The following is a 25,199-nucleotide window of genomic DNA, read 5'->3' on the forward strand; positions in this document are numbered from 1 at the left end:
AATGATGCAAACAAAAACAACCCCAGTTTTATCATTTGAATTTGCTAATTTACAAGGGAAAATAAAACCCTTTACGTTTAAGAAACCCATTAAAATTATCACTACCGATTTGATTGAAAATGTAATTCCTTGCCTGCGGCACATCCAAAACGAGGTTGACAAGGGATTTTATGCTGCCGGTTTTTTGTCATACGAAAGTGCACCTGCGTTCGATTCAGCCTATCGAGTTCATTTTGGTAATACTATGCCCCTCCTATGGTTTGGCATTTTTTCAGAACCGCTTCATGAAACAATGAACAGTACAGGGAACTACTCACTTAAAGAATGGCTCCCTTCCGTTAGCAAAGAGGAGTATTATTCATCGATTCAATCAATAAAGCAACTCATTGAAAACGGGGAAACCTATCAAACGAATTATACCATTCGGTTGCTTTCTAATTTCCACGGTGATGAGCTTGCCTTTTTTGAAGCATTAAAAAAAGCTCAGTCCTCTAATTACTGCGCTTATATCCATACAGGCGAGCATAGTATTTTATCGGCCTCTCCTGAGTTGTTTTTTCATTTAAAAGGAAATCAACTAACGACTCGTCCGATGAAAGGTACAATGAAACGAGGAAATACATGTTCCGAGGATGAAGCGAATGCAAAATGGTTGCTCAATTCCGAAAAGAATCGGGCGGAAAATTTAATGATTGTTGATTTATTACGAAATGATTTGGGGATGATTGCTGAACCAGGGTCTGTCAGTGTACCAAAGCTATTCGATATTGAAAAATATCCAACTGTACATCAAATGACCTCAACAATAACTGCAAAAGTTTCGCCGCAAACAGAACTAGTCGATATTTTCAAAGCGCTTTTTCCTTGTGGATCAATTACCGGTGCACCTAAAATCAGCACAATGAATACAATCGCTGATCTAGAAACAACACCTCGAGAAATTTATTGTGGAGCCATCGGTTTTATTAGCCCCAACAAAGAAGCTGTATTTAATGTGCCAATACGTACGGTTTTGATTGATCATCAAACGAGTGTTGCAACATATGGTGTTGGCGGCGGGGTAACTTGGGACTCGACTGCTGAAGGGGAATACGATGAAATTATAACGAAAGCAAAGCTTCTTAAAGAACAAAGACTAGAATTTAAACTTTTAGAAAGCCTATTGTTAGAAAAAGGAGAGTATTTTTTAAAAGAATACCACTTAGAGCGGTTATCAAAATCGGCAAACTACTTCGATTTTACCTTTAATCGAGAAGCTGTTGAGAAGAGTTTATATATGTTTACGAAACAACAACAGAATCAACAGAAAATGAAAGTTCGGTTGCTAATGGGTAAAAATGGGGAAATCACCATTGAGGGACAGCAAATAGAGGAAATAAAAACACCAATAACTGCTATATTGGCAAGCAAAGCTGTTAACAAAAACAATCCGTTCCTTTACCATAAAACGACAAATAGGCAAATCTACTCCGCTTTTCATGATAGAAAGCCAAACCAGGCATTTGATGTCTTACTTTGGAATGAAGAACTGGAGATAACGGAATTTACAAATGGAAATGTTGTATTTGAATTGGATAACCAATTATTCACTCCCCCAGTCCAAAGCGGATTATTGGCAGGAACTTTTCGGGAGCATCTAATAAATGATGGTATTCTCCAAGAAAGAACAATAAAGCTCGATGACCTATATAAGTACAAGAAGATATGGTTCATTAATAGCGTACGTCGATGGCTTGAAGTTCAATTATTACAGTAGTTCAAAAACCTTAGTGAACAAACAATTGTTCACTAAGGTTTTTTACAATAATGACATAAAATACTATTTTCCAATATAAACAAAAGGACAATATTAAAAAACAACAATAATAACTATCCCTTCTAACCTACCAATAAAAACCTCTTAATAAACAGGTAAAAATGACACTAATTCGACATAGTTTAGCGACTAAACCATTTGATTATTTTCTAAAAATTTGATATATTTATATATAAATAAACATTCATAAAATACTATTACAGAAAAGGGATGTTCGCTATGAGAAGAAAACAAATCCTTAAAATGGAAAATTTAATCAGTAACAATAAAATGGAGATTCTTTCTAATGAAAAAGAATTAGCACGAATTGAAATGGAGATCGATGAAAAGCATAGTCAAAAATTGAAAGCACTCATAAAAAATTCTTGAAAGCAAACAAAATAAAAAGAGAATGGTTAGAATGTAAACCATTCTCTTTTTATTTTGCCGTTGTCTGAGGATAAGTTTAGCTTAAGCATGTTTTTGAACATTCATACAAAGTTCCTTGTACACATCAGCTTCGTTGTCCATCCCTAATTCCCGATAACTTTTAGATAACCAGTGAAGTGGCTTTGAGTCTGTCGGTTTCAATTCCATCTCCCAACTGAAGCACTCGATTGCATTTTCCCACTGTTTAAATTCAAAAAATAATTCTCCAAGTGTTTGCATTTGATCTAAATTTTTATAAAGATATTCTAACCTTTCAATTTTTTCGTAAATTTTCAAAGCTGGGTAATTTTCTTTAAAAGTTTCGAGCCAACTTTTCACATGTGTTGGGTCTAAAGTTCTCAGCAAGTGAGTTGCGGATTGATTAAGGTACTTCTCCACTTGTTCAGAATCTAAAGGAAGAATGAAATTGAGCAATGATTTTAAGCTGTCAGGCTCCAAAATTAAGTCATTTGCATCAATCTGCTTAAGGTAAATTCCGAGTAAACTTGCTTGCTCTCGATTTAGCTTAAAATCATAATAACTCATCATTTTTAGCACTTCATTTATCTTCATTCTTTTAACATTAAAATCAAATAGATCTTTTTGTAGAGGGATAAAAGTTGATAATTGACTGGCTAATCTTTCTAGTATATATACACCATCTTGTTCACTTAGATGCTGTGCAAGTAAGTCTTTTAGTGAATAATATTCAATGTTTGTTGGGGAGGCGGTTATCTTGTCAATTAGTATAGCTACTAAATCTAACCAACGGGACTCTTTTTCATATATCATCATAAGTTTTTTAAAACTATGTTCATTTTCTTTAGAAAAATAAAGAGTTTTCTCAGCAAATATTGGATCTTTTTGAAAGATTTCCTCTGTTTTTTGGCTGTATAACACTGAAAATTTATTGAATGTGAGATCATTTCCCAATTGCTTGACCAAGGAATGATTTGGGGCAAAATCGATTAAGATGCGAAGGATACGATAAGCAAAAAACATCTGTCCATTTCTTCGATATTCATAGAAAACCGATGTTATTTCTTTGAACAAAAGCTTTTTCGGAATGAACGATTCAAAAAAAGTTAGGATATAGGCTCTTTCATGAGGATGGTAATGCTTCTCGAGTTTCTTTATTAATTGTGGAAAACGAACGGCTTTATACGTTTGATTAGAGGAAATTAAGGAATTAATAATTGGATGTGGCGTTTCAAAAAGAATCCCATTCTTAAATGCTTCCGCTATATAAGAATGAAGTCTCAGTTTTATTGCTTTTACTGCGTTCAGAAAACGATTTTTATAAAAAATTAAATAATATACGTCATTATGATCATCATACGCTTCAATTAATTTTCCTTGCAAATAAAATATTACTTTTGTTGGTTGGAGTTGGATTGTTTTATTATGATGGTCTTGGAGTAGTATTCTCTCTTGATTCATTAAAATCCCCCCTATTAATATCAATATATCACATTAATGATACGAACACATCCTTATTCGATGATAATGATAATGATGATTCTGTTCGCTCGATTGAATTTAAATATATAACGAAAAACAACACTAGAATAAACCAGTGTCGTTCAAGATGTTCTTTTCTGAGGTTGTTCATCCATTTTAATTAGTAACCCTCTTTTAATCCAATATTGGAAATTCTCAGTTGGGAAAATTCCTCTGCGTGCAGACTTATTCATTTGAATAACGACGCTATTTGGGTTAATTTCAAGAATCTTCAATGAATCAGACCGACTGAGATTTGGCATAAAACCGTTTTTAATCTCAAATTCCATATTTTTATCTAAATCCACTAATACACACCTCTTTGCGCTATTTACAATCTATGTTCTCCAGTATTTTCATTTTTATCCATTAAATGTTTCTATGCGAAAAAGCCGCAGGAGATTATTCCCAACGGCCATTTTAAACATAATTTCATCTTTAATTCCAAACACTAATATAGATTCGTAACTGGATATGAAAACTCTTTTGTTAAAAATCAGAAAAATCAAACATATTTATGGTGTTTTCTGATATAATAAATATATCCCGGTTTTTTAAAGTGGAAAATAATGGAACAGTCATATCGTTCTATTAAACGTATTCAGTAGGAGGTTTTTATATGTACAAAATCAAGGAAAAAGAAAAATTATTTATTTATACTGGTCCTGATGGCTCAGGAAGAAAGACAATCGCAAAGATGGTCGCCACCGCTTTTGATATGGAAACGGTTATATCTTACACTACCCGCCCTGCTCGCCATTATGAGATAAATGGCGAAGATTACCATTTTATAAATGAAGAGACATTCAAAAAGATGCAAGAAAAAGATGAGTTCCTTGAAAGCGTAGAAATTGATGGGTTTTATTACGGAATTCGTGAGCAAGATATTGTTCAAGCATTTGAAAATCATGATCTTGTTTACTTAACGTTGAATCCTGAAGGAACGGAAAAGCTGAAGAATATGTATGGTGATAAAGTAATGCGGTTCTTTATTTATGCTGATCGGGATACGGTCATCAAAAGACAAAAGGAAAGAGAAGATAACGAAGACGATATTAAGCGTCACTTAAGTCATTATGATCAAATAATGGACTATAAAAACCAGTGTGAACATGCGTTCGAAAACTATGACCTGCCACAAGTATCATTCCGAATAAGTGAAGTCATTGAAGCCTTTCTTGACCGTGATGTTATCGTCACCGATTATTAATTCCCATCTAAATAAGAATGGGAGTGATTTTACAAACACTCCCATTCTTATTTGCGATTTTCCCATTGCGCTCTATTTAAAGAGAATGGAAATCACTTCGTCTGTATTCATTTCACTATCCAGTTCATAAGTCCCAGGACGCAATCCATTAGCCAATCCCTTTTTCTCTACTTCATTAAAAAACGTCATCGCATTATCAATAATCTTTCCTTTTACAAGGGCATTCCCTACATCAATACTCGTCATTCCAGAAGCTACATTTAAAATCGTTTTGTAAATGATTGTTTCAGTTGGTTCAGCTGGAGATTCGTTTGTTTCGTGCTCTTTTTCCTGCTCTAATAGGAGTTTATGTTCCTGCTCAATTTTTGCAAGCTCTTGCTCCCACTCTTCTTCTGAATAAACAAGATAGCCTGCGGTAAAAAGCTCGTTTCTCATTTCTTCAAGCGGTAGATTTTCTTTAACCTCTGTACTAGTCGCTTTTGCTGGCTCAAAAAAATACACGACACCACACACACTCGCTGCAACAATTAGACCAGCTGCAAAACTGCTCATTAGTTTAGCCTTCATTGTGACAATGATCTCCTTTCTTGTTTGTTAGACATGTAAGGAGTTAATAAGTATTGGATTTCATTTTCACTTAACTGAACCTTTTCAGCCATTCCTTCGATTGTATAGCCACGCTTATATAAATCTAGTATTTCTCGCAGAATGACCCGTTCTTTCGAATCAATTCCAATAATCTTTGCTTCATGAGCTGAAATTTCTGCATCTAGTTCCAATTTGCGTATTTGCTCTTGTAGTTTATTTACTTCCTCCATTAAAGAAACAAACACTGAATCAATTTCGCGCTGCTCAGCCTTTGCAGTATTTCTTATTTTCATATATGAAATAATCAACAGAAGAATCGCTGCCGAAAATAATAGGACTAATGCCCAATCCATAAAAAACACTCCCTTATAAAATTGCTACTGCAAGAATTAATTATACAGCTAATAAACAGTTTTTTCGACTCAATTCGATAAAATCCTCCGAAAGTCGGAGCTTTCTATTCCCTTTTTAGGACAATAAAGCAAGTAACATTAGTCCTAATAGAGAAAATGAACGAACAAAAAAATAACTTCAAATTTTTTCCAAAAACACAATACTTTTTGTTTTTTCATCATATAATGGCAATAGAAAAGACAATGAAATTTTTAAGTTTTATCACGATGAGAGGATGATGTGTATGAATGCAGCATTGAACTATAGGGAATTTTATCAAAAGACGCCGATAACTATGTATGAAAATGATCGCCTAGCCATTCTAAATGACAAAACGTATTCGGACTTGGTTGATACTTATACTCACTGGTTAATTGCTTTAGAAGGAAATGAAGAGAATGAACAGACAATCAAATGGAGAGTGTTCATTTTTCTAACTAGTGAAAATGGACCATTTAATTTTAAGCTCCCATTTTTCTGTTCCTCGTTTTTCCGTACATTTAATGAAGCGTATGAGCTTTCACAAAAAATGACGGTACTCGCAAAGCAAGACCAACTCCATATCATTAAACATGATTAACTACTCCATTTTATTTTCTCTCCTTTTAATGTGATTTGTGAAAAATGTACATACATAAGAACAAAAAAAGGACTTCTCAAAAAAGTCCCCACTCTCATTGTAATGGGTTCCGTTTCCTATACTTTTTGTACTATAAAAACGTAGGGCGATTTGTAAGGTTAGAGAGATTAAAAAACATTAGAAATAGCAAGGGATTATACCTTGGCTATTTTGCTTTTAATTGCTAAGTCTTCGGATTGCAAATTTACTCATTAGTATGTTTGCAAACCATTTTCACCTTCTCTTTATCGATTTTTATGTAGGTTTGAGAATGAATAAGCGGAGAATTTCCTGCTAATGTAGATAGAGGCAGCTTAAGAAGCGGATATAAGCGGAGGTTTTCCTGTTAACTGCACTAAATAAGACAAAATCCAAAGGTTTTGATCATATAAATGGAAAATCCTCCCCTTATTTTTAGGGAAATATCGTTATTTCTCGGTTTAGCGGGAATTTTTCCGCTTATTTTTCAGACTCAGTAAAATCAACATTCAGTTATACCAATAAAGAAAACTCGCCGATTGGCGAGCTTATACATTTGAAAGTCATTTTGTGTTACATTTTTAATATTTTCGATAGTTAACGGAACCCGTCACTCTCATTGGCTATTCTTTTCTACCCTAATCTAAAAACGATTCCATGACCGCCTTTTGGGTATTCCCATTTAATATTTTGATGTGGACAACCTATTCGACAACTTCCACATTCATGACAACCTTCATAGCCCACATGCATCCGAATATCTTCCCATTTATATATTTCTGCTGGGCAAAAAATCGTACAAATTTTATCAGGACAACTCGTTAAACAAATATCCACATCTTTCACATGAAGATGAGATTTTGTATCAGCATTGAAGCGAACAAGATATTGTTTTTCTTCGATGGATTGGCCTTTTTTCTGTTCACTCATTATTTGATCACCTTCCATGCTCGATATACATCACGAGCGAGTTTTAATTTTTCTTTCGGCGAACCTATATCTTTCCAAATTTTCTTTTGTTTTTCCCACTTCGATGATCCGTCAACAGTAAACATTTGGCTAGCCGCTTTGTTTATCATTGGGATGTATTCATCAAAATATTGCGGGAATTTATCAAAATGATGGGTAGAATCTTTATATTTTTGCATATCTTGACCAACAAAGCCTGCCATCAATCTCGTACGATACAAATCTAGCATGCTTTCAGAAAAGTCACCTGCTTGCTTCGCCATAAGAACGGTTTCTGCTGCCAATCTTCCAGAAGTCATCGCCAAATTTGATCCTTCACGATGAATAGCATTTACTAGTTGCGAGGCATCACCAATAACAATCACACCATCACCAACAATTTTCCCCATTGATTTGAAACCACCTTCTGGAATTAGATGTGCTAAATACTCTTGTGGTTCACTTCCTTGAATATAGGGACGTATCATTGGATGATTTTTTACATATTCTAGTAATTCATAAGGTTTTATCTTATGTTTAATTAAACCTGAAAGCAATGTACCGACACCAATGCTTAATGTGTCTTTATTCGTATAGAGAAAACCTGTACCTAATATCCCTTTTGTGGCGTCGCCAAATAATTCAATCGTACATCCTTGATTTTCTTCGAGGTTAAAGCGATCTTCAATCACATTTTTATCAAGCTTTAATATTTCCATCGTTGCTAATGCCACTTCGTCCGGTTTGTATTCTTTATGAAAACCAAGCGATTGAGCTAAAAGGGAATTTACACCATCAGCTAATACAACCACATCTGCATAAATATCGCCATCTGGTCGGTCGGTTCGAACACCAACCACTTTCCCATTTTCTACAATACATTCTAAAACGACGGTTTCATTTACTAAAACCGCTCCTTGCTCAACAGCCTTATCGGCAAACCATTGATCAAACTTCGCACGCAAGACGGTGAAATTATTGTAAGGCTCCTTGCTCCATTCCATCCCCTTATACCCGACGGTGATTGCTGATTCTTTATCCATCATCATAAATCTCTGTTCAACAATTGGCCGTTCTAATGGGGCCTCTTTATAAAACCCCGGAATAATATCATCCATCATTTTTCGATAAAGCACGCCACCCATTACGTTTTTGGACCCAGGATATTCCCCCCTTTCGAGAAGCAATACTTTTGCTCCGCCTTTTGCTAAATCATGTGCACAAGAAATGCCTGCCGGTCCCGCTCCAACAACGATACAATCAAACTTCTCGGACATGACTAACCTCCTCTCTAGATAAGGATTTTTTAAACTGTTCAATTAAAATGGGAACAATTTCAAATGCATTGCCAACAATGCCGTAATGACAAGCATCAAATATCGGTGCTTCTGGGTCTTTATTAATTGCAATAATTAACCCCGAATTTTTCATTCCAACAATATGCTGAATCGCTCCTGAAATACCAATCGCAATATAAATCTTTGGGGTAACAGTCACACCCGTTTGTCCAACTTGATGGGGATGTTCAATCCAGCCCGCCTCAACAACATCTCGACTTGCCCCAACAGCTCCTCCAAGAACACCGGCTAATTGCTGAATGAGTTGAAATCCCTCGGCACTTCCTAATCCTTTTCCGCCAGCAACAATGATATCAGCTTCGTCTATCCTTACTTTTTTTGTTGTTTCTTTCACAATTTCTAACACTTTCGTTCGAATGTCCTCTTCTTCTAAGAGAATCTCCTCTTCTATGACTTTTCCTTTTCTCCCAAGTTGAGGAGGTAATGCTTTCATCACCTTTGCACGCACCGTGGCCATTTGCGGTCGATATTTTTTACATAAAATTGTTGCCATAATATTTCCGCCAAAAGCTGGCCTACTTGCCAGTAATAACCCTGTATCTTCCTCTACGTCTAACTCTGTCGTATCGGCTGTTAACCCTGTAGGCATATCAGTTGCAACAGCACTTGCAAGGTCTTTTCCGGTTGAGGTGGCACCGAAAAGAATAATTTCTGGTTTATATTTATTCGAGCATTCAAGCAGCGCTTTCATAAAAGACTCTGTCCGGTAATGCTTAAAAATCGGATTGTCATAAACATAGACGGTATCTGCACCGTATTCAATAACGGTTTTGGCTAAAGATTTAATGTTTTCTCCAATTAAAATACCTGACAATTCGACTCCTCGTTTTTCAGCAAGTTTTCTCCCCGCTCCTAAAAGTTCAAGAGAGACAGAAGCAATTTCTCCATCGTTTTCCTCAATAAATACCCATACTCCTTGGTAATCTTGGAAATCCATTATCCTTCCTCCTTCACATAAAACAATTCTTTCTTATCTAAAAGAATCGATAACAATTGTTCTACTTGTTGCTGCGGATTCCCTTCTACCATCGTCCCTCCCTCGGGTTTTGGCGGGGCCCATACTTTCGATACAATTGTCGGTGATCCTTTCAGTCCAAGTTGTTTTATGTCTACGTCCTCTAAATCGTCCACAGACCATATATGTGGTTCATATCTAGCTGCTTTTAACATGTTCGTAAATGGAGAATAAGGTACTTCATTTATTGTCTTTTCCACAGAAAACAAGCATGGTAATGTAGACTGAATAACTTCATAGCCATCTTCAAGCTTACGATGAACAACGGCATAACCTTCTTTATAATTGATTTCAACTACCTTATTTACTGATGTTAATGGAGGAATATCGAGCCTTCTTGCAATTCCAGGTCCAACTTGCCCTGTATCCCCATCAATCGTCATTTTGCCGCAGATTACGAGATCAATTGGATTTTCCTTAGAGATTTTCTCTAATGCCTTCGTAAGCGCATAACTCGTTGCCAATGTATCAGCACCAGCGAACCGGCGATCAGTGATTAAATACCCTTCATCCGCGCCAATTTCAATACATTTTTTAATGGCCTTTACTGCTGGAGGCGGCCCCATCGTTACAACAGATACAGTACCACCGTACTTTTCCCTTAATCGAACCGCTTCTTCTACCGCATGAGCATCATATGGATTTAATATTGCAGGCGCAGTTCTCCGATCCATGGTGTTCGTTTTTGGATTCATTTTAATGATTTTCGTATCGGGCACTTGCTTAATGCAAGCCACAATATGCAGCATTAAATTACCCCCTTTTAAAAAATAGGTGTTTGTTTCTTTCCTTGCACCTTTAAACAAAGAGATTTACCGATTGAATCAGTAATGAAAGACTAGAAATTCAATGATGTCATTTTACGCTTGTTTACTTCCTACTATATTAGTTGATCAAGCTAAAAATTCGAATTTTCAGTAAATAACCTGTGTAAAGGAAAATAGTTGCTATACATCTACGTAAATGTCAAACTGTATAAAAGAACTTTAAATTAAACAATGAGTAGGTGACAAACATGATTGAAATAAAAACTTCTACACTCAGTGATGGGGAATTCAATCGAGGAGTGTTCGCAACAAAGGATATTGCAAAAGGATATCTTATACATGAAGCACCTGTTATTTCTTATCCTAATGAACAGCATGTCCATATCGAAAAAACACTTCTTGCTGATTATGCATTTGAATATGGGATCAATCATACGGCAATTCTGCTAGGTTATGGGATGTTGTTTAATCACTCTTATCATCCAAATGCGATTTATGAGATTAATTTTGATAATCACACATTCGAGTTTTATGCTTATAAAGATATTAAAGCTGGAGAAGAGATTCTTATTAATTATAATGGCGAAGTAGATGACCAAGAACCATTATGGTTTGATAAAAAATAAAAAGAGCAAGCATAAATGAACACATGTATCATTTACGCTTGCTCTTTATTTTGTTCAACCAATAACAGTACGGACTTTTTCAATTGCCCAATCAATCTCTTCCCTCGTAATCACGAGAGGAGGAGCAAACCGAATGACTGTATCATGTGTTTCTTTACAGAGAAGCCCTTCTTCTTTTAGCGCTTCACAATATTTACGTGCAGACTCATTTAATTCAACACCAATGAAAAGTCCTCGTCCACGTATTTCTTTTACTTTTGTACTATTGATTTCTTTTAATTTACTCATGAAATATTCACCAAGTTCAAGTGACCGTTCAGCTAGGTTTTCGTCTTTAAGAACTTTGAGCGCTGCAATTGAGACTGCACAGGCCATTGGATTTCCGCCAAATGTTGAACCGTGAGATCCTGGGTTGAATACGCCTAACACCTCTTTATTTGCTACAACACAAGAAATTGGGAACACTCCTCCTCCGAGCGCTTTCCCTAAAATATACATATCAGGGTCGACATCCTCCCATTGACAAGCAAACATTTTCCCTGAACGTGCAAGCCCTGCTTGAATTTCATCGGCAATGAATAAGACATTGTTTTCCTTACATATTTCGTATGCTTGTTTCATAAATCCTTCTGGGGGGACAATCACCCCTGCTTCCCCTTGAATGGGCTCAATCAAGAAGGCAGCAGTCTTTTCTGTTATCGCTGTTTTCAATGCTTCTAAATCACCGTAAGGGACTAGTTTAATTCCTGGAAGCATCGGACCGAAGCCACGTTTATATTCTTCCTCTGATGAAAGTGATACTGCCGTCATTGTCCGCCCATGGAAATTGCCAATACATGCAATGATTTCTGCTTGGTTTTCTGCGACTCCTTTTAAATTATACGCCCAGCGACGTGCTGCTTTTACAGCCGTTTCCACCGCTTCTGCTCCTGTATTCATCGGTAACGCCATTTCTTTGTTCGTCAATCCGCAAATCATTTCAGACCATGGGCCAAGCTGATCATTATGAAATGCTCGTGAAGTAAGGGTCACACGATCTGCTTGAGCTTTTAATGCTTGAATAATTTTCGGATGACGGTGTCCCTGGTTTAATGCTGAATAAGCACTCAACATATCCATATACTTATTGCCTTCAGGGTCTTTTACCCATACCCCTTCTGCCTCTGAAATAACGATTGACAGCGGATGATAATTATGTGCTCCATACTTTTCTGTTTGTTCAATTAGTTGATTAGACTTTGCTGGATTTTTCATCGATCTAAATCCTCCTTTGCCGTTTACTCCGTAATAATTGTTCAAAACTCAATTAGCTTGTGAAGGTCATTGTACCAACGCCGAACCTTCTACATTGCTATTACGTCCTTAGTATGCATATGTACCTACTTTAGTAGCAATATATGACTATGTTTAATCTGCACTCGTGAAAATACATTTACAATTGCACATTTATTTTTACATTTAATTACAAAATTAACGTTTCTATAATTAGCGCTTATAATAGGCATCTTTCTTTGCTTCTCGGAATAATTTTTATTATACTCGACTGAAAATACTTTTAGAATTGAAGTTTATTGAAAGGAGGACCTATTCTTGTATTATCCTCCCGTTAGACAACCAGAGACTTTGAATAACAGAACGATCACCGTATACGGCAATTATAAACTATCTATCCAACCAAACGTTGCTGAAATTCGGATTGGGGTGGAAGAACGAGCCGTAGAGCTTCACAATGCTCAGCAGGAAAGTGCACGGAGAATTCAACAAGTAATTCAAGCAGTAGTCAATATGGGCGTTGCCCAGACAAATATCCAAACGGTCGATTATCATATCTATCCATTGTATGATTTTATTGATGGAAGTCAGCAATTTAAAGGCTATCAAGTGACACATATGCTTTCAATCGCCATTGAAAACATCAATCAAATAGGAATAATTATTGATACTGCGATCCAACACGGGGCGAACAGAGTTTCGAATATTAAGTTCACTGTTTCTAATATTGAAGGCTATTACCAACAAGCATTACAGATGGCCATCGAAAATGCTGTCATGAAAGCTCAAACCATTGCAAATGCAATGAGGGTCACGCTTCATCCAATCCCTGTCCAGATTGTAGAACAGACAACAAAAACACCGCCATTTCCACATCAAATATATACAGAAACAGGAGTAGTAGCCGGTGTTGCAACTCCTATTGAACCAGGCCAGTTAGAAATAGAAGCAAATATTGTAGTGAAGTTTCAGTATTAGCTAAGAATGATATCTAAATAATTAATAAAGCGAAGGGAAACTGACTTTATAATTCATTCTCTCTTCGCCTTTTACTATCTATTTGCTCGTTTTTTGGCAGAATAATGTTTGCCGACCTTCCTGTTCATTTTCTTCATAATAGAGAATTTTCCAATCAGAGAAACTTATTAGTAATTCTTGCGGATTTAATTTAAATTGATTTGATACACTTTGCTGACTATTATTTGGTGAGTGAAAGAACGTTTCCATAAAAAAGTAACCTTTCGATTTTACGGTGGACTTGACTAAAGGAAATAGGCTTCGTTCAAGATAGTATGTGACAACGACTAAATCGAATGAGTTTTCAGCGATGTTTAGATGCGGTATATCCGTTAAATCGGTTAAGTGAGGGTGTATATTGAGCCCAAATTTCTCAACCTGCTCCTCTAGATATTTTATTGCCACATCAGAAATATCTAATGCTTGTACTTCATAATTTATGCCCGCTAAAAATAAACTGTTTCCCCCAAGTCCACAAGCTAGATCTAGAGCTGTACCTCCAGATAAATAAGGTAATTTTTCTTTTAAGCGAGCATTCGGTTCAGGTTGCTCAAGGTTACTCACTCGTTCTAAATATTTTACATTCCATTTGGTTTTTGCATCCATGCTCATATTCCTCCGAATTTCTGCTTTATTATATTTTTACCCTCCGAAACCTCTTATTAATTTAAATAATTTATTAATAAAAGCTTTTATTATATTGAAAGTTTCTGAAGGATTTGGTAAGATAGAGCAAATGAAAAGGCTATGTGTAACTGGCGAACGCGGATAACCGCGAGGGAGCACATAGTATCGAAAAGCCGTTCGCCTGGGCAGAGGTAAGGGATTTATCCCTTACCTCTTTATGTTTTTTAGGAGGCGATAATTGGGCTAAAGGCGACAAATTAAATTGAAATTTGTTATTGTCAAAAAACTGTTTTTTACTAAAATTGGGATAGTGAAAATTCCTCTTGCATTATAGAATATATTTTGCAATACTTTAGGTGTTTAAAGTGATAATATATTGGTTGAATTTAATTATATAAAATTATGCCAAATTTTGATATTTATTATAAACGAAAAGAGGAGAATGGATATGAGTATAAACATCCTAGATAAAATAAAAACGATTAAAACATTAAATAATATTGCAGAAAGCGGCTTAAATGTATTCAATAAGGAGCAATACGCGATCGATGATAATTGCGAGAGTCCAGATGCAATTGTTGTTCGCAGCTTCAATATGCACGAATTGGAATTTGATCACAATTTAAAGGCGATTGCACGTGCCGGAGCGGGAGTAAATAATATTCCAGTTGAAAAGTGTACAGAACAAGGGATTGTTGTGTTCAACACTCCTGGTGCCAATGCAAATGCTGTTAAGGAAATAGTCCTTACATCTTTAATGGCCTCTTCTCGTAATCTTTTTGCGGGAGTTACTTGGACAAAATCATTAGCCGATGAAGGCGATCAAATTCCGAAATTAGTCGAAGCTGGAAAGAAGCAATTCGTAGGGAAAGAAATTAAAGGGAAAACACTAGGGGTAATTGGCTTAGGAGCCATTGGTGCACTAGTGGCTAATGATGCACTTGATTTAGATATGGATGTAATTGGATTTGATCCATTTATCTCTGTAGACACAGCATGGAACTTATCTCGTAGTGTACAGCGTGCAATGTCGATTGAACAATTATTTGCGAATTCTGACTATATCACTGTCCATGTTCCATTAACAGATGATACTAGAGGCATGTTTAATGTCGATACATTTAGCATCATGAAAGATGGAGTTCATATTCTGAACTTCTCTCGTGGAGAACTCGTGAATGAACAAGATATGGCCGCTGCTCTTGAAAGTGGTAAGGTCGGGAAATATATTACAGACTTCCCAAATGAAAATGTCCTAAAAATGAAAAATGCTGTTCCTATTCCGCATCTTGGTGCATCTACGAAAGAGTCGGAAGAAAACTGTGCAATAATGGCTTCTCGTCAAGTGAAAGAGTTTTTAGAAACTGGCAATATTAAAAACTCAGTTAACTTTCCAAACGCTTCGCTTCCATACACCGGAAAGCGCCGGGTAGCTGCATTCCATAAAAATGTCCCTAATATGGTAGGACAACTAACCACAGCTTTATCTGAATATAACTTAAACATCGCTGACATGGTGAACAGAAGTCGTGGAGATTATGCGTATACAATGATTGACATTGATAATAAAGTAAATGGCGAGGTCCTCCCTGGATTATCAGAAAAGCTTGGAAAGATAGCGGGAATCGTAACTTTCCGAATTATTTAAACTAGCGACTATTTTTAAAGAAATAATAGAACAAATCAATGATTAAAAAGGTGATTCTCTCCAAACGGAAGGGAATCACCTTTTCTAGTTGACATAAAGGAAAGAACTATAGAATTTTTCGTTATTGAAACGTTTTAATACCTGGTGATTTATATTCATAAAACTTTTGGATTAATAAAGTTGGACTTTCTTCAACGAGTGTGCTCGCACGGAATTTATCTTGTAAGAACCCTTGTTCAACCATATGATTAAATAAACTGATAAGTGGGTCATAGTAACGATTAATATTTAAGAGACCACAAGGTTTATCATGAACCCCAATTTGCCCCCATGTAAACATCTCAAAAAACTCTTCAAGTGTCCCTGTCCCACCGGGAAGTACGACAAATCCATCCGATAATTCAGCCATTTTCGCTTTTCGTTCATGCATCGTTTCAACTTTATACAGTTCTGTTAAGCCATTATGGGAAATTTCACGCTCCTCTAATAACCTTGGGATCACCCCAATAACCTTTCCCCCTTCACTCAGAACAGTATTTGCGATAATCCCCATCAACCCGATGCTAGAGCCACCATAAACGAGCGTAATATCTCTCTTAGCTAATTCTTTTCCCAATTCAATTGCACCCATTTTATACATTTCAGAAGCCCCTAAGCTTGAACCACAAAACACGGCTAATCGCTTCATGCTGATCCCCCTCCGTTTCCGACTATTTAAGTATAGTATATATAGATTTTATTAAAACCTAAATATGTGAAAAAGAAAAAAACAAAAAATAACATTCTTTTAATATTCTCTTTTCTTAAACCTATTCATGAAATAGTCGTTTACATTCTCTTTATTTATGAATGGGTGGAATAGGGAGTTGTGTAAAGTGTTTAAGGTCATATGATAAGGAAAAAAGATAGGGCAGGAGCCCTTTTATGATGCTTGGCTCCTACCCTACTTTTAAGCAATTCGTATTTAGGTTTTCATACCACTGATTGATTATTGTACAGATACAGTTGGTTCTTCCAAAGTTCCGGCTGGACCGAAAAATTCATAGTGAATGTGGTCATCGCTTACTCCCCATTCTTTAAGAGCTCGGAAAATAACTTTCATGAACGGAATCGGACCACAGAAATAAAAGTCTGCGTTCTTGTCGTTAATAACGGACTTTAACCAGTCTAAATCGATAAACCCTTCTTTATCATAAACTTTTTCTATTTTGTCCTGTTCTGTCGGTTCAGAATAAACGACAAAGTTCTTAACCGTAGAATAGTTATTTGCCACTTCGTTAACCTCGTCCTTCATCGCATGTACATGACTATTTAGTGCAGCATGAATAAAAGTTACTTCTCGCTCAGGTTGTTGCTCAATAACCGTCTTAAGCATACTTACCATTGGTGTCAACCCGACCCCACCACTAATGAAAACAACTGGTGTTTCTTTTTCTTCAAATACGAAATCTCCAGCTGGAGCACTGACAGCGAGAATATTTCCTGCTTCAATATTCTTATGTAAGTAATTAGATACCACTCCCGCGTCCTCTCGCTTTACACTAATCCGATAATAATCTTTTCCAGGAGCATCAGATAAACTATAGTGACGAATATGAGTATTTTTTTCTCCTTCAGGTTGCACTTTTACAGTTAAATATTGACCAGCCTTATAGGATGCAATTAAACCACCGTCTTGTGGTTTTAAATAAAATGAAGTGATCACATCACTTTCTTTTACTTTTTTATCAACAAGAAAGCCTCTAAAGCCTTCCCAACCACCTGGCTGTTCTTTCGCCTCTTTATACATCTTCTGTTCAATTCCAATGAAGGCATCTGCTATTACCCCATAAGCTTCAGCCCATGCTCCAATAATTTCTTCAGTCGCAGCATCCCCTAAAACATCCTTAATAGCTGCAAGCAAATTTTCACCAACGATCGGATAATGCTCCGGAAGTACTCCTAGAGCTCTATGCTTTTGCCCGATTTGTTTTACCACTGGAAGAATGGACTCTAATTGATCAATATTCGCTGCTGCTGCATAAACAGCGTTGGCTAAAGCGGTTTGCTGGCGGCCCTGTCTTTGATTTGCATGATTGAATATATTTAATAACTCTGGGTGTTTGCTAAACATTAATTGATAGAAGCGTGTAGTAATATCTTTTCCATGTTTCTCCAATACCGGTACAGTACTTTTGATAATTTCGATCGTTTTTTCGTTTAACATCTTTCTGTCCCCTTTATTTAAAGATTTATTTTATTTACATGTTTAATAATATAACAATAGTGTTAATAAAAGATATATTTTGAATACACCTTTCACAAAATTGTCATAATTATTAGCTGAATAGTGATTACAAATGCTATAATAGGGAAAAATCTCAGATTAATGAAGGAGTCATTCTAATGAGGTTAACGAATTATACCGATTTTTCCTTGAGAGTTTTAATCTATTTGGCGTTAAAAAGTAAAGACGAGTTGAGCACAATTAAAGAAATTGCTGATTCTTACAAAATATCAAAAAATCATCTGATGAAAATTATTCATGAACTTGGGCAACTAGGCTATATTGAAACAATTCGTGGTCGAAATGGCGGTATTCGGCTTGCTAAACACCCGGTGGATATAAATATTGGCGAAGTTGTTTCAAAAACGGAAGAAGATTTCCCAATTGTCGATTGTTTTAGTGAAGGTGGCAATTATTGTGTTATATCTCCTGCCTGTAAATTAAAACATGTTCTATACGAAGCACTTCAGGAATTTATAAATGTATTAAAAACATACACATTGGAAGATTTAATAATCAATAAAGATGAACTATCTCAATTATTTCGTGCGGCTAGTAATACAGAGGTCAAGGGTTAGCCTGACTGATTACACTTAGGCTAATTAACGTAAAAAAGGCGGCTTATAACTAAGCTGCCCTTTTTTCAATTTATATAATTACATTCACCCTACAACTGAAAGGTTTAGTTGGTTTTTTATATCCTCACGGAGGATATATTTTTTAATTTTACATGATTCTGTCCGAGGTAGCTGATCCCAAATTTCTATACGCTCTGGAAATTTGTATTTTGCTATATTCATCCTCATGAAGAAATCTTGGACTTCTTCAATTGTTAAACCTTGCTCACAATCTTTTAAAACGAGATAAGCGCAAGTCTTTTCTCCTAATCTTTTATCGGGCATTCCAACTACGGCCGCTTCAAGGATATTAGGATGTTGCAGTAAAATACTTTCCACTTCACTGCTACTGATATTTTCTCCACCTCGAATAATGATGTCTTTCTTTCGACCAGAAATACTGATAAAACCATCATCATCCATTATGCACAAATCGCCACTATAAAACCAGCCCTCATCATCCAGGGCACGATTCGTAAGCCCAGGCTCTTTTAAATAACCGACAAAAACATTTGGTCCGCGAGATGCTTCCTCCCCCTGGATGCCAGCAGGTACTTGCTGTCGCAACTCATCAACAATCTTTATTTCCACTCCAGGTAATGGCTTTCCATCTGTATAAATAAACTTCTCCAATGGATCATTTAAACTTGCAGCTGCATGTGGGACACTTTCTGTAGATCCATATACGCCGATTACCTTGATTCCCATATCCATCGCATTTTTCACCATATGTCTTGGAACAGGAGCGCCCCCGCACAAGAAGAAACGAAGGGAAGAGATGTTGTATTCTCTATTCTTTAATGTCCGCATAATATCATAAACTAGTGCGGTAGCACCATTTCCACATGTACATTTCTCTCTTTCAATTAACTCAAGGCTTATATCCGGTTTAAATATGTCTTGAAAAACACACTTCGCTCCTAACAAAATCGTTGCTGTAACACCGTGATGAAAACCTGTAGCGTGGGCAATTGGAGCTGGCATTAATATAACATCTTGATAAGTAAGGTTAAATCTTGCGGCATACGCTTTTTCACTCGCGATAATGTTGTTGTGTGTTAACATCACACCCTTCGGTAAACCCTCAGTTCCTGATGTAAACAATACTGCTGCTAAATCATCCGCACTATACTTGCTGTCTTGAGCTAAGGGAGAATAGGTGTGAAGGATTTGCTCCAAACTAATCCCCACTTCTACTTTAGAGTCTTTTTCTACAAAAACGATTGCCTCTAAGCTTGGAACATTGGGCATTAAAGAATGTAAAAAACGAGTATAATCATATTTTCTAAATAAGGAAGGAATAAACAAAACCTTTGATTCACATTTATTTAAAATATATGTTAATTCTCCCTCACGGAGATTTGGGAGAATGGGGTTTAGAACTGCCCCAACCTTCATACAAGCAACATATATAATGACAAATTCAGACCAGCCTGGTAATTGCACCGAAACAAAGTCGCCCGGTTTTACGCCAACTTCTTTTAAATAAGCTGCCGTCTTACCGGCAGCTTCATTTAATTCAGCATAGGTATATTGCGAACCTTGAACATCAATCACTGCTATTTTATCAGGGAAACTCAATACAGACATATTCCAATAGTCTGCTAATGTAGCATCTCCCCAATAACCTTTTTGACGATATTCTCGTTTTCTTGCTTCACTTAATTTAATTCCCAAAGACATGTTCTACACCTCCATGAACAAAGATAAATTTGGTCGTCTTTGTTCTAGGCAATGATAACAAAATGTGATCAATCACAGCCATTATACCAATCCTTAGCAAATTGACACATTCTTTCTTATTAATATGTCCCAATGATCTCAACTGCTTGATTACCCATATCTAAACTCAATTCCAAATGTTCCTTGAGGAAATTCCCATTTTTCAATGATTGTATCCCCACACAGCACACGACAAGTACCACACTCCAAACATCCAGCATAATCAAATCGATAGCTGCCATCCTCATTGATTACATATAGGTTTGCTGGACAGGCGATGACTAGTTTTTCAAATTCTTTTCTATATTCTGGGGTTTCTTGCCCCTCTTTTTTCAAAACAATATGAGGGTTCTCTTCATCTACTTCAAACTTATTAACACCAAGTTTTTCTTCAACATTCACACTCACAATGAACGTACCCCCTTTATCCCATCTTTTACAAGATTCATGACCCCAACTTTTTTCAGATGTTTTTTCATTGTTGACATAAGCGGTTGACTTGGATTGCCATCTATAACAAACATACTTTCCATCATATCTACTGCCATTTGTGGATATTGATTAAAGATTCGTTCATTCTCCATAAAGTGTGGAAATTTTTTATATAAATTTAAGTCCTTCATCACGAAACTATTATCTAGTAGCTCTTTATATTTTAATAGTGTTGCTTCACTATAATTCGCTTTTTCTTTCGCATATAAAACGGTTTTTGCAGCCGCTTCAGCTGAAGCGATTGCTAGGTCCATTCCCCTTACAGCGTAGCCGATGTTAATACAGAAGCCTGCTGCATCACCGATAACTAAAGCTCCGTCACCGACAATTTTAGGAATCATGCTTAATCCTGCTTCCGGAACAACATGACCTGAATACTCGACAATTTTTCCATCTTTAATTAGTGGTTGTATCAATGGATGGTTTTTAAAATCTTCAAGCATTTGTGGTACTGTTTTTCTTGAGTGTTCTAAATCACTTATCGTACAAACAATTCCTAGTGAAATTGTTGATTTATTCGTATAAAGAAAGCCTCCGCCAATACGTCCCGCAGAAGGGCTTCCAGCAAATAACCACGCAGTACCGTCTTCCTCATTCCCCAACTGGAACCGATCTTCAATTACACTCTGTGGTAAAGAAATCACTTCCTTTGCACCAACTGCTACTTCATGAGGCTTTAACTCACCTCTAAACCCTAATTTTTGCGCGAGTAGCGAGTTGACCCCATCTGCTATAATGACGACTTCTGCCTCTAGTTCGTCTTCCCCTGCAATGACACCGCATACTTTCCCATCTTTTACAATCAAGTTTTCCACCAGAATTCCTGATATAATTTGCGCCCCGACTTCTTCAGCCTTTTCCGCTAACCATTGGTCGAACTCACTTCTTATTACGGTGTAAGAATCCTTACCTTGAACTCCTAATGATGGAGAGGTATAATCAATCGTAACTGCACTATCTTCCGTCATCATGCTGATTTTTTCATGAACGACTTTTCTCTGGACTGGAGCCTCTTTCGCAAAATCAGGCATAATCTTTTCCAAACTATGACTATATATTCTTCCACCTGTCATATTTTTACTTCCAGGATAATTTCCTCTTTCAATGAGGAGAATATCTAGGCCTTCTTTTGCTAACATATAACTAGCAGCAAGTCCAGCAACTCCTCCGCCAACAATAATGGCATCAAACTTTTCTGATTCAGACATTGAAAAACACCTCGTTTGTCTTTATGATTGGTCATCAACGATGAAAAAATGAGGCGCCAATTACTAATTTTCTTATAAAATGGCGCCCTATTTTTTATTTGTTCCTTCTAGTTTCTATTAAACTTAAATTCTCTTAACCAGTTTAAGTTTTAGATCTAATTAGCATTTATTTTACTGCTGATATTAGCTCTGGCAATACTTCATTTATATCAGCTACAATATAATAATCGGCTGATTTAAAGATTGGTGCATTCTCGTTTTTATCAATTGCGACAATTGTTTTTGAATCACGAACTCCATACATATGTTGAATTTGTCCTGAAATACCAGCACCTATATATAAATTAGGCTTTATTACTGCACCAGAGATGCCAATATATCGTTCTTCTGATACCCAATGAAAATCTTCAGCAACTGGGCGAGTACAACCAATTTCCCCTCCGAGGGTTGTAGCTAGTTCTTCAGCTAGTTTCACATTTTCTGCATTTCCAAACCCACGACCAACACCTACAACAACATTAGCATCATTTAGGTTAACAGAAGTTTCTTCTTTTTGCTTTCTTTCTACAATCACTACATTGTTTGGTTCAGTAAGTTCAATTGTCCGCACAGTACCATTTTCAGGAGTAGCTGCTTTTTCTTTTTCGAATGTCCCTGGCGTCACTGATACTACAACAGATTGACTTGTTTCTAATTCCGTTTCTGCCAATCCACCATAAATTGTTCTAGTGAATAATTTTGTGTCTCCATCAATTTCTATTGCTTTTGTTTCTGTTATGCAAGGAACATCTAGCAATGCCGCTACTTGAGCTGCAACTGTTTTCCCTCTTCTTGTTGCAGCAACAACAATAAGTTCTGGTTGAACTTCTTTTCCTTCACTCGCGATTACCTTTGCATATTGTTCCCAAGTCGTATTTTTTGGTAAAGGCAATAAATTAACTGTGCTTGCTCCATATGCAAAACATTCATTTGCAACCGTTGCGTCTCCATTTACAAATGCGGTAACTTGATCACCCTTTGAAGCAATTTTTGATAATAATTCATAACCATATTCTGGAGAATCTGCAATTACCCAAATATTTTTCATCACTTCCACCGTCCTTTTCATTAAATATCTTTATTTGCTTTTAATTGTTGAACTAATTTTTCGACAGCTACTTTAACACTCTCACCATCAGCATTCATTCTAATCTGCTTACGATCCTGAATAGAAGGACCCACTTTTTTAATAGTAATTTTTGATTCAATTTGATCAGGGCTTAAAAGATCTGCAAGTGAAATCGCTTCTGATGGTTTTTTCTTCGCAGATAAAATTTGCTTCATTCCCGGTATACGTGGTGTATTGATATCAGATAAAACGGTTACAACTGTTGGACTTGAAACTTGAACAATTTCATTTCCATCCTCTAATTTACGCTCGGCTGTAAACGTTTCCCCATTTACATTAAACGAAGAGACATAACTAACTAGTTGATAATCTAGAAGTGCAGCTACCCTAGGTCCAACTTGTTGAGAATACTGATCGCCTGAGCCTTCACCGCAAATGACCAAGTCCACTCCGCCAATTTTCTTAACTGCCTCAACAATTGCTTTAGCAACAACAGAACTTTCTAGCCCGTCAGCCTCAACATAATAGGCTTTTTCAATTCCTCGTGCCAACACATCAGTTGTAGAAGCTTTTACGTTTTTACCAACGGTTAGAGATTCAACTGTAAACCCGCTACTTTCTCCTAATGTTACTCCTAATTCAATTGCATTACGGTCGTACTCACTTACCTTTGACTTTACTTTGTCCATATTCAATGTTTTAGTAGCTTGATCAACAACGATATCCGCCTCATCTGGAACATACTTATAACAAACCAATGCTTTCATGGGTTATCCTCCTAAAAATCGTTTTTTATTTAATTAGATCGTTTTTAGCTTGATTCACCTAACTGATTTTTTCATCTGCAATTGCGATTACTAGCGGTTTAGCGACACTATCGATAACGTTAAGTCCCTTCATATCTCTGAATAATCTCTCGACTCCAAGATCTCTTGTGTAGCCGTATCCACCATGAATTTGAATCGCTTCACGAACGTTATCTTCTCCTGTTTTAATGGCAAAGTATTTAGCCATTTTAGCGGTTTCAATAAAGGATTCTCCATCATCTTTGCAAGCAGCTGCTTTATATGTTAATAAACGAGCAGCTTCTATGTTTGTTGTCATTTCGCCAATTTTTTCACGCAAGGCCTCAAATGTAATAACAGGAACTCTAAATTGTTGACGCTCTTTTCCATATGCAATCGCCATATCCATTCCTGCTTCTGAAATCCCAACTGCAATTGTAGCCAAGCTTATATTATGAACATCTTGTACTTCACGAACAATGACTTCAGCCTTGCCTTCTTCGCCAACTAGGTTTTCAATTGGTACGATTACATTTTCAAGATTCATTGTCGTAGCAACAACTCCATCTAAGCCCATTTTTCGATAAGGGGTTCCGAAGGATACTCCTTGAAATTCAGCCTCAACAACGAATGCACTTAAGCCTTTTTCTCCTTTAGCAAAAACAATGTATAAATCATTCTCTCCACCACCAAGCACGAATGTTTTCGAACCATTTAACACATAACTATCTTGATTTTTCTCTACAGTCGTATCAATAGAAAGTAAGTCCTCGCCAATTCCTTGTTCACTGTATGCATAGGCACCAAAGATTTCTCCTTTGCATAACTGCGATAAATATCTATTCTTTAGCTCTAGTGATCCGAATAAGTTAAGTGCATATTCTACTTGAGTACTATTTATAGCAAATGCAAGTGCAGCGGATGGAGAAACTTTAGCAATTTCTTCTAATGCTAAAATATAGCTTGTGAAATCACCACCTGCGCCTCCCATTTCTTCATCTAAGAAAATTCCCATAAAATCAATTTCTGCTAAACTTTTTAATATTTCGCCAACAGGCGCTCCAGATTGTTCAGAGATGAATTCTTTTATACTTTGTTGGATCAATGCTTGTTCTTCTGTTAATTTAAAATCCATGTTATTACCCTCTTTTCGATCTTTTATAGATTATTGCGTAGCCCCAATTAAGATTTTAAACTCAAACAAACTTTG

Annotated in this window: 26 protein-coding genes and 1 riboswitch; of the genes, 8 read left to right on the plus strand and 18 right to left on the minus strand. The window is 36.4% G+C overall.

Annotated features, from left to right (window positions below; genetic code table 11):
- The first annotated feature begins 1 nt into the window (after position 1).
- Both pabB and GNT69_RS11225 read left to right on the plus strand, forming a co-directional pair.
- A complete protein-coding gene (gene pabB / locus GNT69_RS11220; protein WP_343206483.1) occupies positions 2 to 1,756 on the plus strand; it encodes an aminodeoxychorismate synthase component I in 1,755 nt (584 codons plus the stop codon).
- Between the two features lie 279 nt (positions 1,757 to 2,035).
- Positions 2,036 to 2,185, plus strand: a complete 150-nt coding sequence (locus tag GNT69_RS11225) for an FbpB family small basic protein (RefSeq protein WP_239094171.1) — start codon at positions 2,036 to 2,038, stop codon at positions 2,183 to 2,185.
- 81 nt (positions 2,186 to 2,266) lie between these two features.
- On the opposite strand, the gene GNT69_RS11230 is transcribed toward GNT69_RS11225, so the two are convergent.
- Both GNT69_RS11230 and GNT69_RS11235 read right to left on the minus strand, forming a co-directional pair.
- Positions 2,267 to 3,664 (minus strand): tetratricopeptide repeat protein, encoded by a 1,398-nt coding sequence (locus GNT69_RS11230; RefSeq protein WP_203555071.1) that lies wholly within the window; start codon positions 3,662 to 3,664, stop codon positions 2,267 to 2,269.
- 143 nt (positions 3,665 to 3,807) lie between these two features.
- Entirely contained in the window at positions 3,808 to 4,032 is a 225-nt protein-coding gene (locus GNT69_RS11235; protein ID WP_203555072.1) for a hypothetical protein, read from the minus strand.
- A gap of 311 nt (positions 4,033 to 4,343) precedes the next feature.
- Here GNT69_RS11235 and GNT69_RS11240 point away from each other — a divergent pair, with 311 nt between their 5' ends.
- Positions 4,344 to 4,934, plus strand: coding sequence for a guanylate kinase (locus GNT69_RS11240; protein ID WP_203555073.1), 591 nt, complete (start codon positions 4,344 to 4,346; stop codon positions 4,932 to 4,934).
- 72 nt (positions 4,935 to 5,006) lie between these two features.
- On the opposite strand, the gene GNT69_RS11245 is transcribed toward GNT69_RS11240, so the two are convergent.
- Positions 5,007 to 5,501 carry a hypothetical protein gene (locus GNT69_RS11245; protein WP_203555074.1) on the minus strand — a complete coding sequence of 165 codons (495 nt, stop codon included), beginning with the start codon at positions 5,499 to 5,501 and terminating at the stop codon, positions 5,007 to 5,009.
- The gene (locus GNT69_RS11250) at positions 5,498 to 5,875 is read right to left on the minus strand and encodes a hypothetical protein (protein WP_203555075.1); all 378 of its coding nucleotides are present in this window, start codon (positions 5,873 to 5,875) and stop codon (positions 5,498 to 5,500) included. The genes GNT69_RS11245 and GNT69_RS11250 overlap by 4 nt, the downstream gene beginning before the upstream one ends.
- Before the next feature lie 284 nt (positions 5,876 to 6,159).
- On the opposite strand from GNT69_RS11250, the gene GNT69_RS11255 reads away from it, so the two are divergent.
- On the plus strand, positions 6,160 to 6,495 hold the full coding sequence (locus GNT69_RS11255) for a hypothetical protein (RefSeq protein ID WP_203555076.1): 336 nt from the start codon (positions 6,160 to 6,162) through the stop codon (positions 6,493 to 6,495).
- Between the two features lie 651 nt (positions 6,496 to 7,146).
- On the opposite strand, the gene GNT69_RS11260 is transcribed toward GNT69_RS11255, so the two are convergent.
- The 4 genes from GNT69_RS11260 to GNT69_RS11275 are packed head-to-tail and all read right to left on the minus strand — an operon-like array spanning position 7,147 to position 10,583.
- Complete coding sequence (locus tag GNT69_RS11260; RefSeq protein WP_203555077.1) at positions 7,147 to 7,443, minus strand: ferredoxin family protein; 297 nt, start codon at positions 7,441 to 7,443, stop codon at positions 7,147 to 7,149.
- On the minus strand, positions 7,443 to 8,738 hold the full coding sequence (locus GNT69_RS11265; RefSeq protein ID WP_203555078.1) for an FAD-dependent oxidoreductase: 1,296 nt from the start codon (positions 8,736 to 8,738) through the stop codon (positions 7,443 to 7,445). Before GNT69_RS11265 ends, GNT69_RS11260 begins: the two co-directional genes overlap by 1 nt.
- Entirely contained in the window at positions 8,722 to 9,756 is a 1,035-nt protein-coding gene (locus GNT69_RS11270) for an electron transfer flavoprotein subunit alpha/FixB family protein (RefSeq protein WP_203555079.1), read from the minus strand. Before GNT69_RS11270 ends, GNT69_RS11265 begins: the two co-directional genes overlap by 17 nt.
- The gene (locus GNT69_RS11275) at positions 9,756 to 10,583 is read right to left on the minus strand and encodes an electron transfer flavoprotein subunit beta/FixA family protein (RefSeq protein WP_203555080.1); all 828 of its coding nucleotides are present in this window, start codon (positions 10,581 to 10,583) and stop codon (positions 9,756 to 9,758) included. The genes GNT69_RS11270 and GNT69_RS11275 overlap by 1 nt, the downstream gene beginning before the upstream one ends.
- Positions 10,584 to 10,849: 266 nt before the next feature.
- Between GNT69_RS11275 and GNT69_RS11280 the strand changes: the two genes are divergently transcribed.
- Complete coding sequence (locus GNT69_RS11280; protein WP_203555081.1) at positions 10,850 to 11,227, plus strand: SET domain-containing protein; 378 nt, start codon at positions 10,850 to 10,852, stop codon at positions 11,225 to 11,227.
- Between the two features lie 54 nt (positions 11,228 to 11,281).
- Here GNT69_RS11280 and GNT69_RS11285 read toward each other — a convergent pair whose 3' ends face one another.
- A complete protein-coding gene (locus GNT69_RS11285; protein ID WP_203555082.1) occupies positions 11,282 to 12,481 on the minus strand; it encodes an ornithine--oxo-acid transaminase in 1,200 nt (399 codons plus the stop codon).
- Positions 12,482 to 12,817: 336 nt separating this feature from the next.
- Between GNT69_RS11285 and GNT69_RS11290 the strand changes: the two genes are divergently transcribed.
- On the plus strand, positions 12,818 to 13,477 hold the full coding sequence (locus tag GNT69_RS11290) for an SIMPL domain-containing protein (protein ID WP_203555083.1): 660 nt from the start codon (positions 12,818 to 12,820) through the stop codon (positions 13,475 to 13,477).
- 78 nt (positions 13,478 to 13,555) lie between these two features.
- Here the strand turns inward: GNT69_RS11290 and GNT69_RS11295 are convergent, their stop codons facing one another.
- Positions 13,556 to 14,122: a methyltransferase domain-containing protein gene (locus GNT69_RS11295; protein WP_203555084.1), complete on the minus strand. Its 567-nt coding sequence runs from the start codon at positions 14,120 to 14,122 to the stop codon at positions 13,556 to 13,558.
- Between the two features lie 135 nt (positions 14,123 to 14,257).
- Positions 14,258 to 14,337, plus strand: a riboswitch (ZMP/ZTP riboswitch).
- A gap of 254 nt (positions 14,338 to 14,591) precedes the next feature.
- Between GNT69_RS11295 and GNT69_RS11300 the strand changes: the two genes are divergently transcribed.
- On the plus strand, positions 14,592 to 15,791 hold the full coding sequence (locus tag GNT69_RS11300; RefSeq protein WP_203555085.1) for a phosphoglycerate dehydrogenase: 1,200 nt from the start codon (positions 14,592 to 14,594) through the stop codon (positions 15,789 to 15,791).
- Between the two features lie 121 nt (positions 15,792 to 15,912).
- Here GNT69_RS11300 and GNT69_RS11305 read toward each other — a convergent pair whose 3' ends face one another.
- Positions 15,913 to 16,479, minus strand: a complete 567-nt coding sequence (locus GNT69_RS11305) for an LOG family protein (protein ID WP_203555086.1) — start codon at positions 16,477 to 16,479, stop codon at positions 15,913 to 15,915.
- A gap of 300 nt (positions 16,480 to 16,779) precedes the next feature.
- Complete coding sequence (hmpA, locus tag GNT69_RS11310; RefSeq protein WP_203555087.1) at positions 16,780 to 17,997, minus strand: NO-inducible flavohemoprotein; 1,218 nt, start codon at positions 17,995 to 17,997, stop codon at positions 16,780 to 16,782.
- Between the two features lie 179 nt (positions 17,998 to 18,176).
- On the opposite strand from hmpA, the gene GNT69_RS11315 reads away from it, so the two are divergent.
- Entirely contained in the window at positions 18,177 to 18,635 is a 459-nt protein-coding gene (locus GNT69_RS11315) for an Rrf2 family transcriptional regulator (RefSeq protein WP_203555088.1), read from the plus strand.
- An 84-nt stretch (positions 18,636 to 18,719) separates the two neighbouring features.
- On the opposite strand, the gene fadK is transcribed toward GNT69_RS11315, so the two are convergent.
- The 6 genes from fadK to GNT69_RS11345 form a co-directional block, all read right to left on the minus strand.
- Positions 18,720 to 20,357, minus strand: a complete 1,638-nt coding sequence (gene fadK, locus GNT69_RS11320; RefSeq protein ID WP_203555089.1) for a medium-chain fatty-acid--CoA ligase — start codon at positions 20,355 to 20,357, stop codon at positions 18,720 to 18,722.
- A 150-nt stretch (positions 20,358 to 20,507) separates the two neighbouring features.
- A complete protein-coding gene (locus GNT69_RS11325; protein WP_203555090.1) occupies positions 20,508 to 20,804 on the minus strand; it encodes a ferredoxin family protein in 297 nt (98 codons plus the stop codon).
- Entirely contained in the window at positions 20,801 to 22,096 is a 1,296-nt protein-coding gene (locus GNT69_RS11330; RefSeq protein ID WP_203555091.1) for an FAD-dependent oxidoreductase, read from the minus strand. The genes GNT69_RS11325 and GNT69_RS11330 overlap by 4 nt, the downstream gene beginning before the upstream one ends.
- 166 nt (positions 22,097 to 22,262) lie before the next feature.
- Positions 22,263 to 23,183 carry an electron transfer flavoprotein subunit alpha/FixB family protein gene (locus GNT69_RS11335; protein ID WP_203555092.1) on the minus strand — a complete coding sequence of 307 codons (921 nt, stop codon included), beginning with the start codon at positions 23,181 to 23,183 and terminating at the stop codon, positions 22,263 to 22,265.
- A gap of 20 nt (positions 23,184 to 23,203) precedes the next feature.
- Positions 23,204 to 23,971 carry an electron transfer flavoprotein subunit beta/FixA family protein gene (locus GNT69_RS11340; protein ID WP_203555093.1) on the minus strand — a complete coding sequence of 256 codons (768 nt, stop codon included), beginning with the start codon at positions 23,969 to 23,971 and terminating at the stop codon, positions 23,204 to 23,206.
- 58 nt (positions 23,972 to 24,029) lie between these two features.
- Positions 24,030 to 25,124, minus strand: coding sequence for an acyl-CoA dehydrogenase family protein (locus GNT69_RS11345; RefSeq protein ID WP_203555094.1), 1,095 nt, complete (start codon positions 25,122 to 25,124; stop codon positions 24,030 to 24,032).
- Positions 25,125 to 25,199: the final 75 nt, after the last annotated feature.

Origin of the sequence: Bacillus sp. B15-48 (genome assembly GCF_016879755.1) — a bacterium.
In the GTDB taxonomy this organism is placed as follows: Bacteria; Bacillota; Bacilli; order Bacillales; family Cytobacillaceae; genus Mesobacillus_B.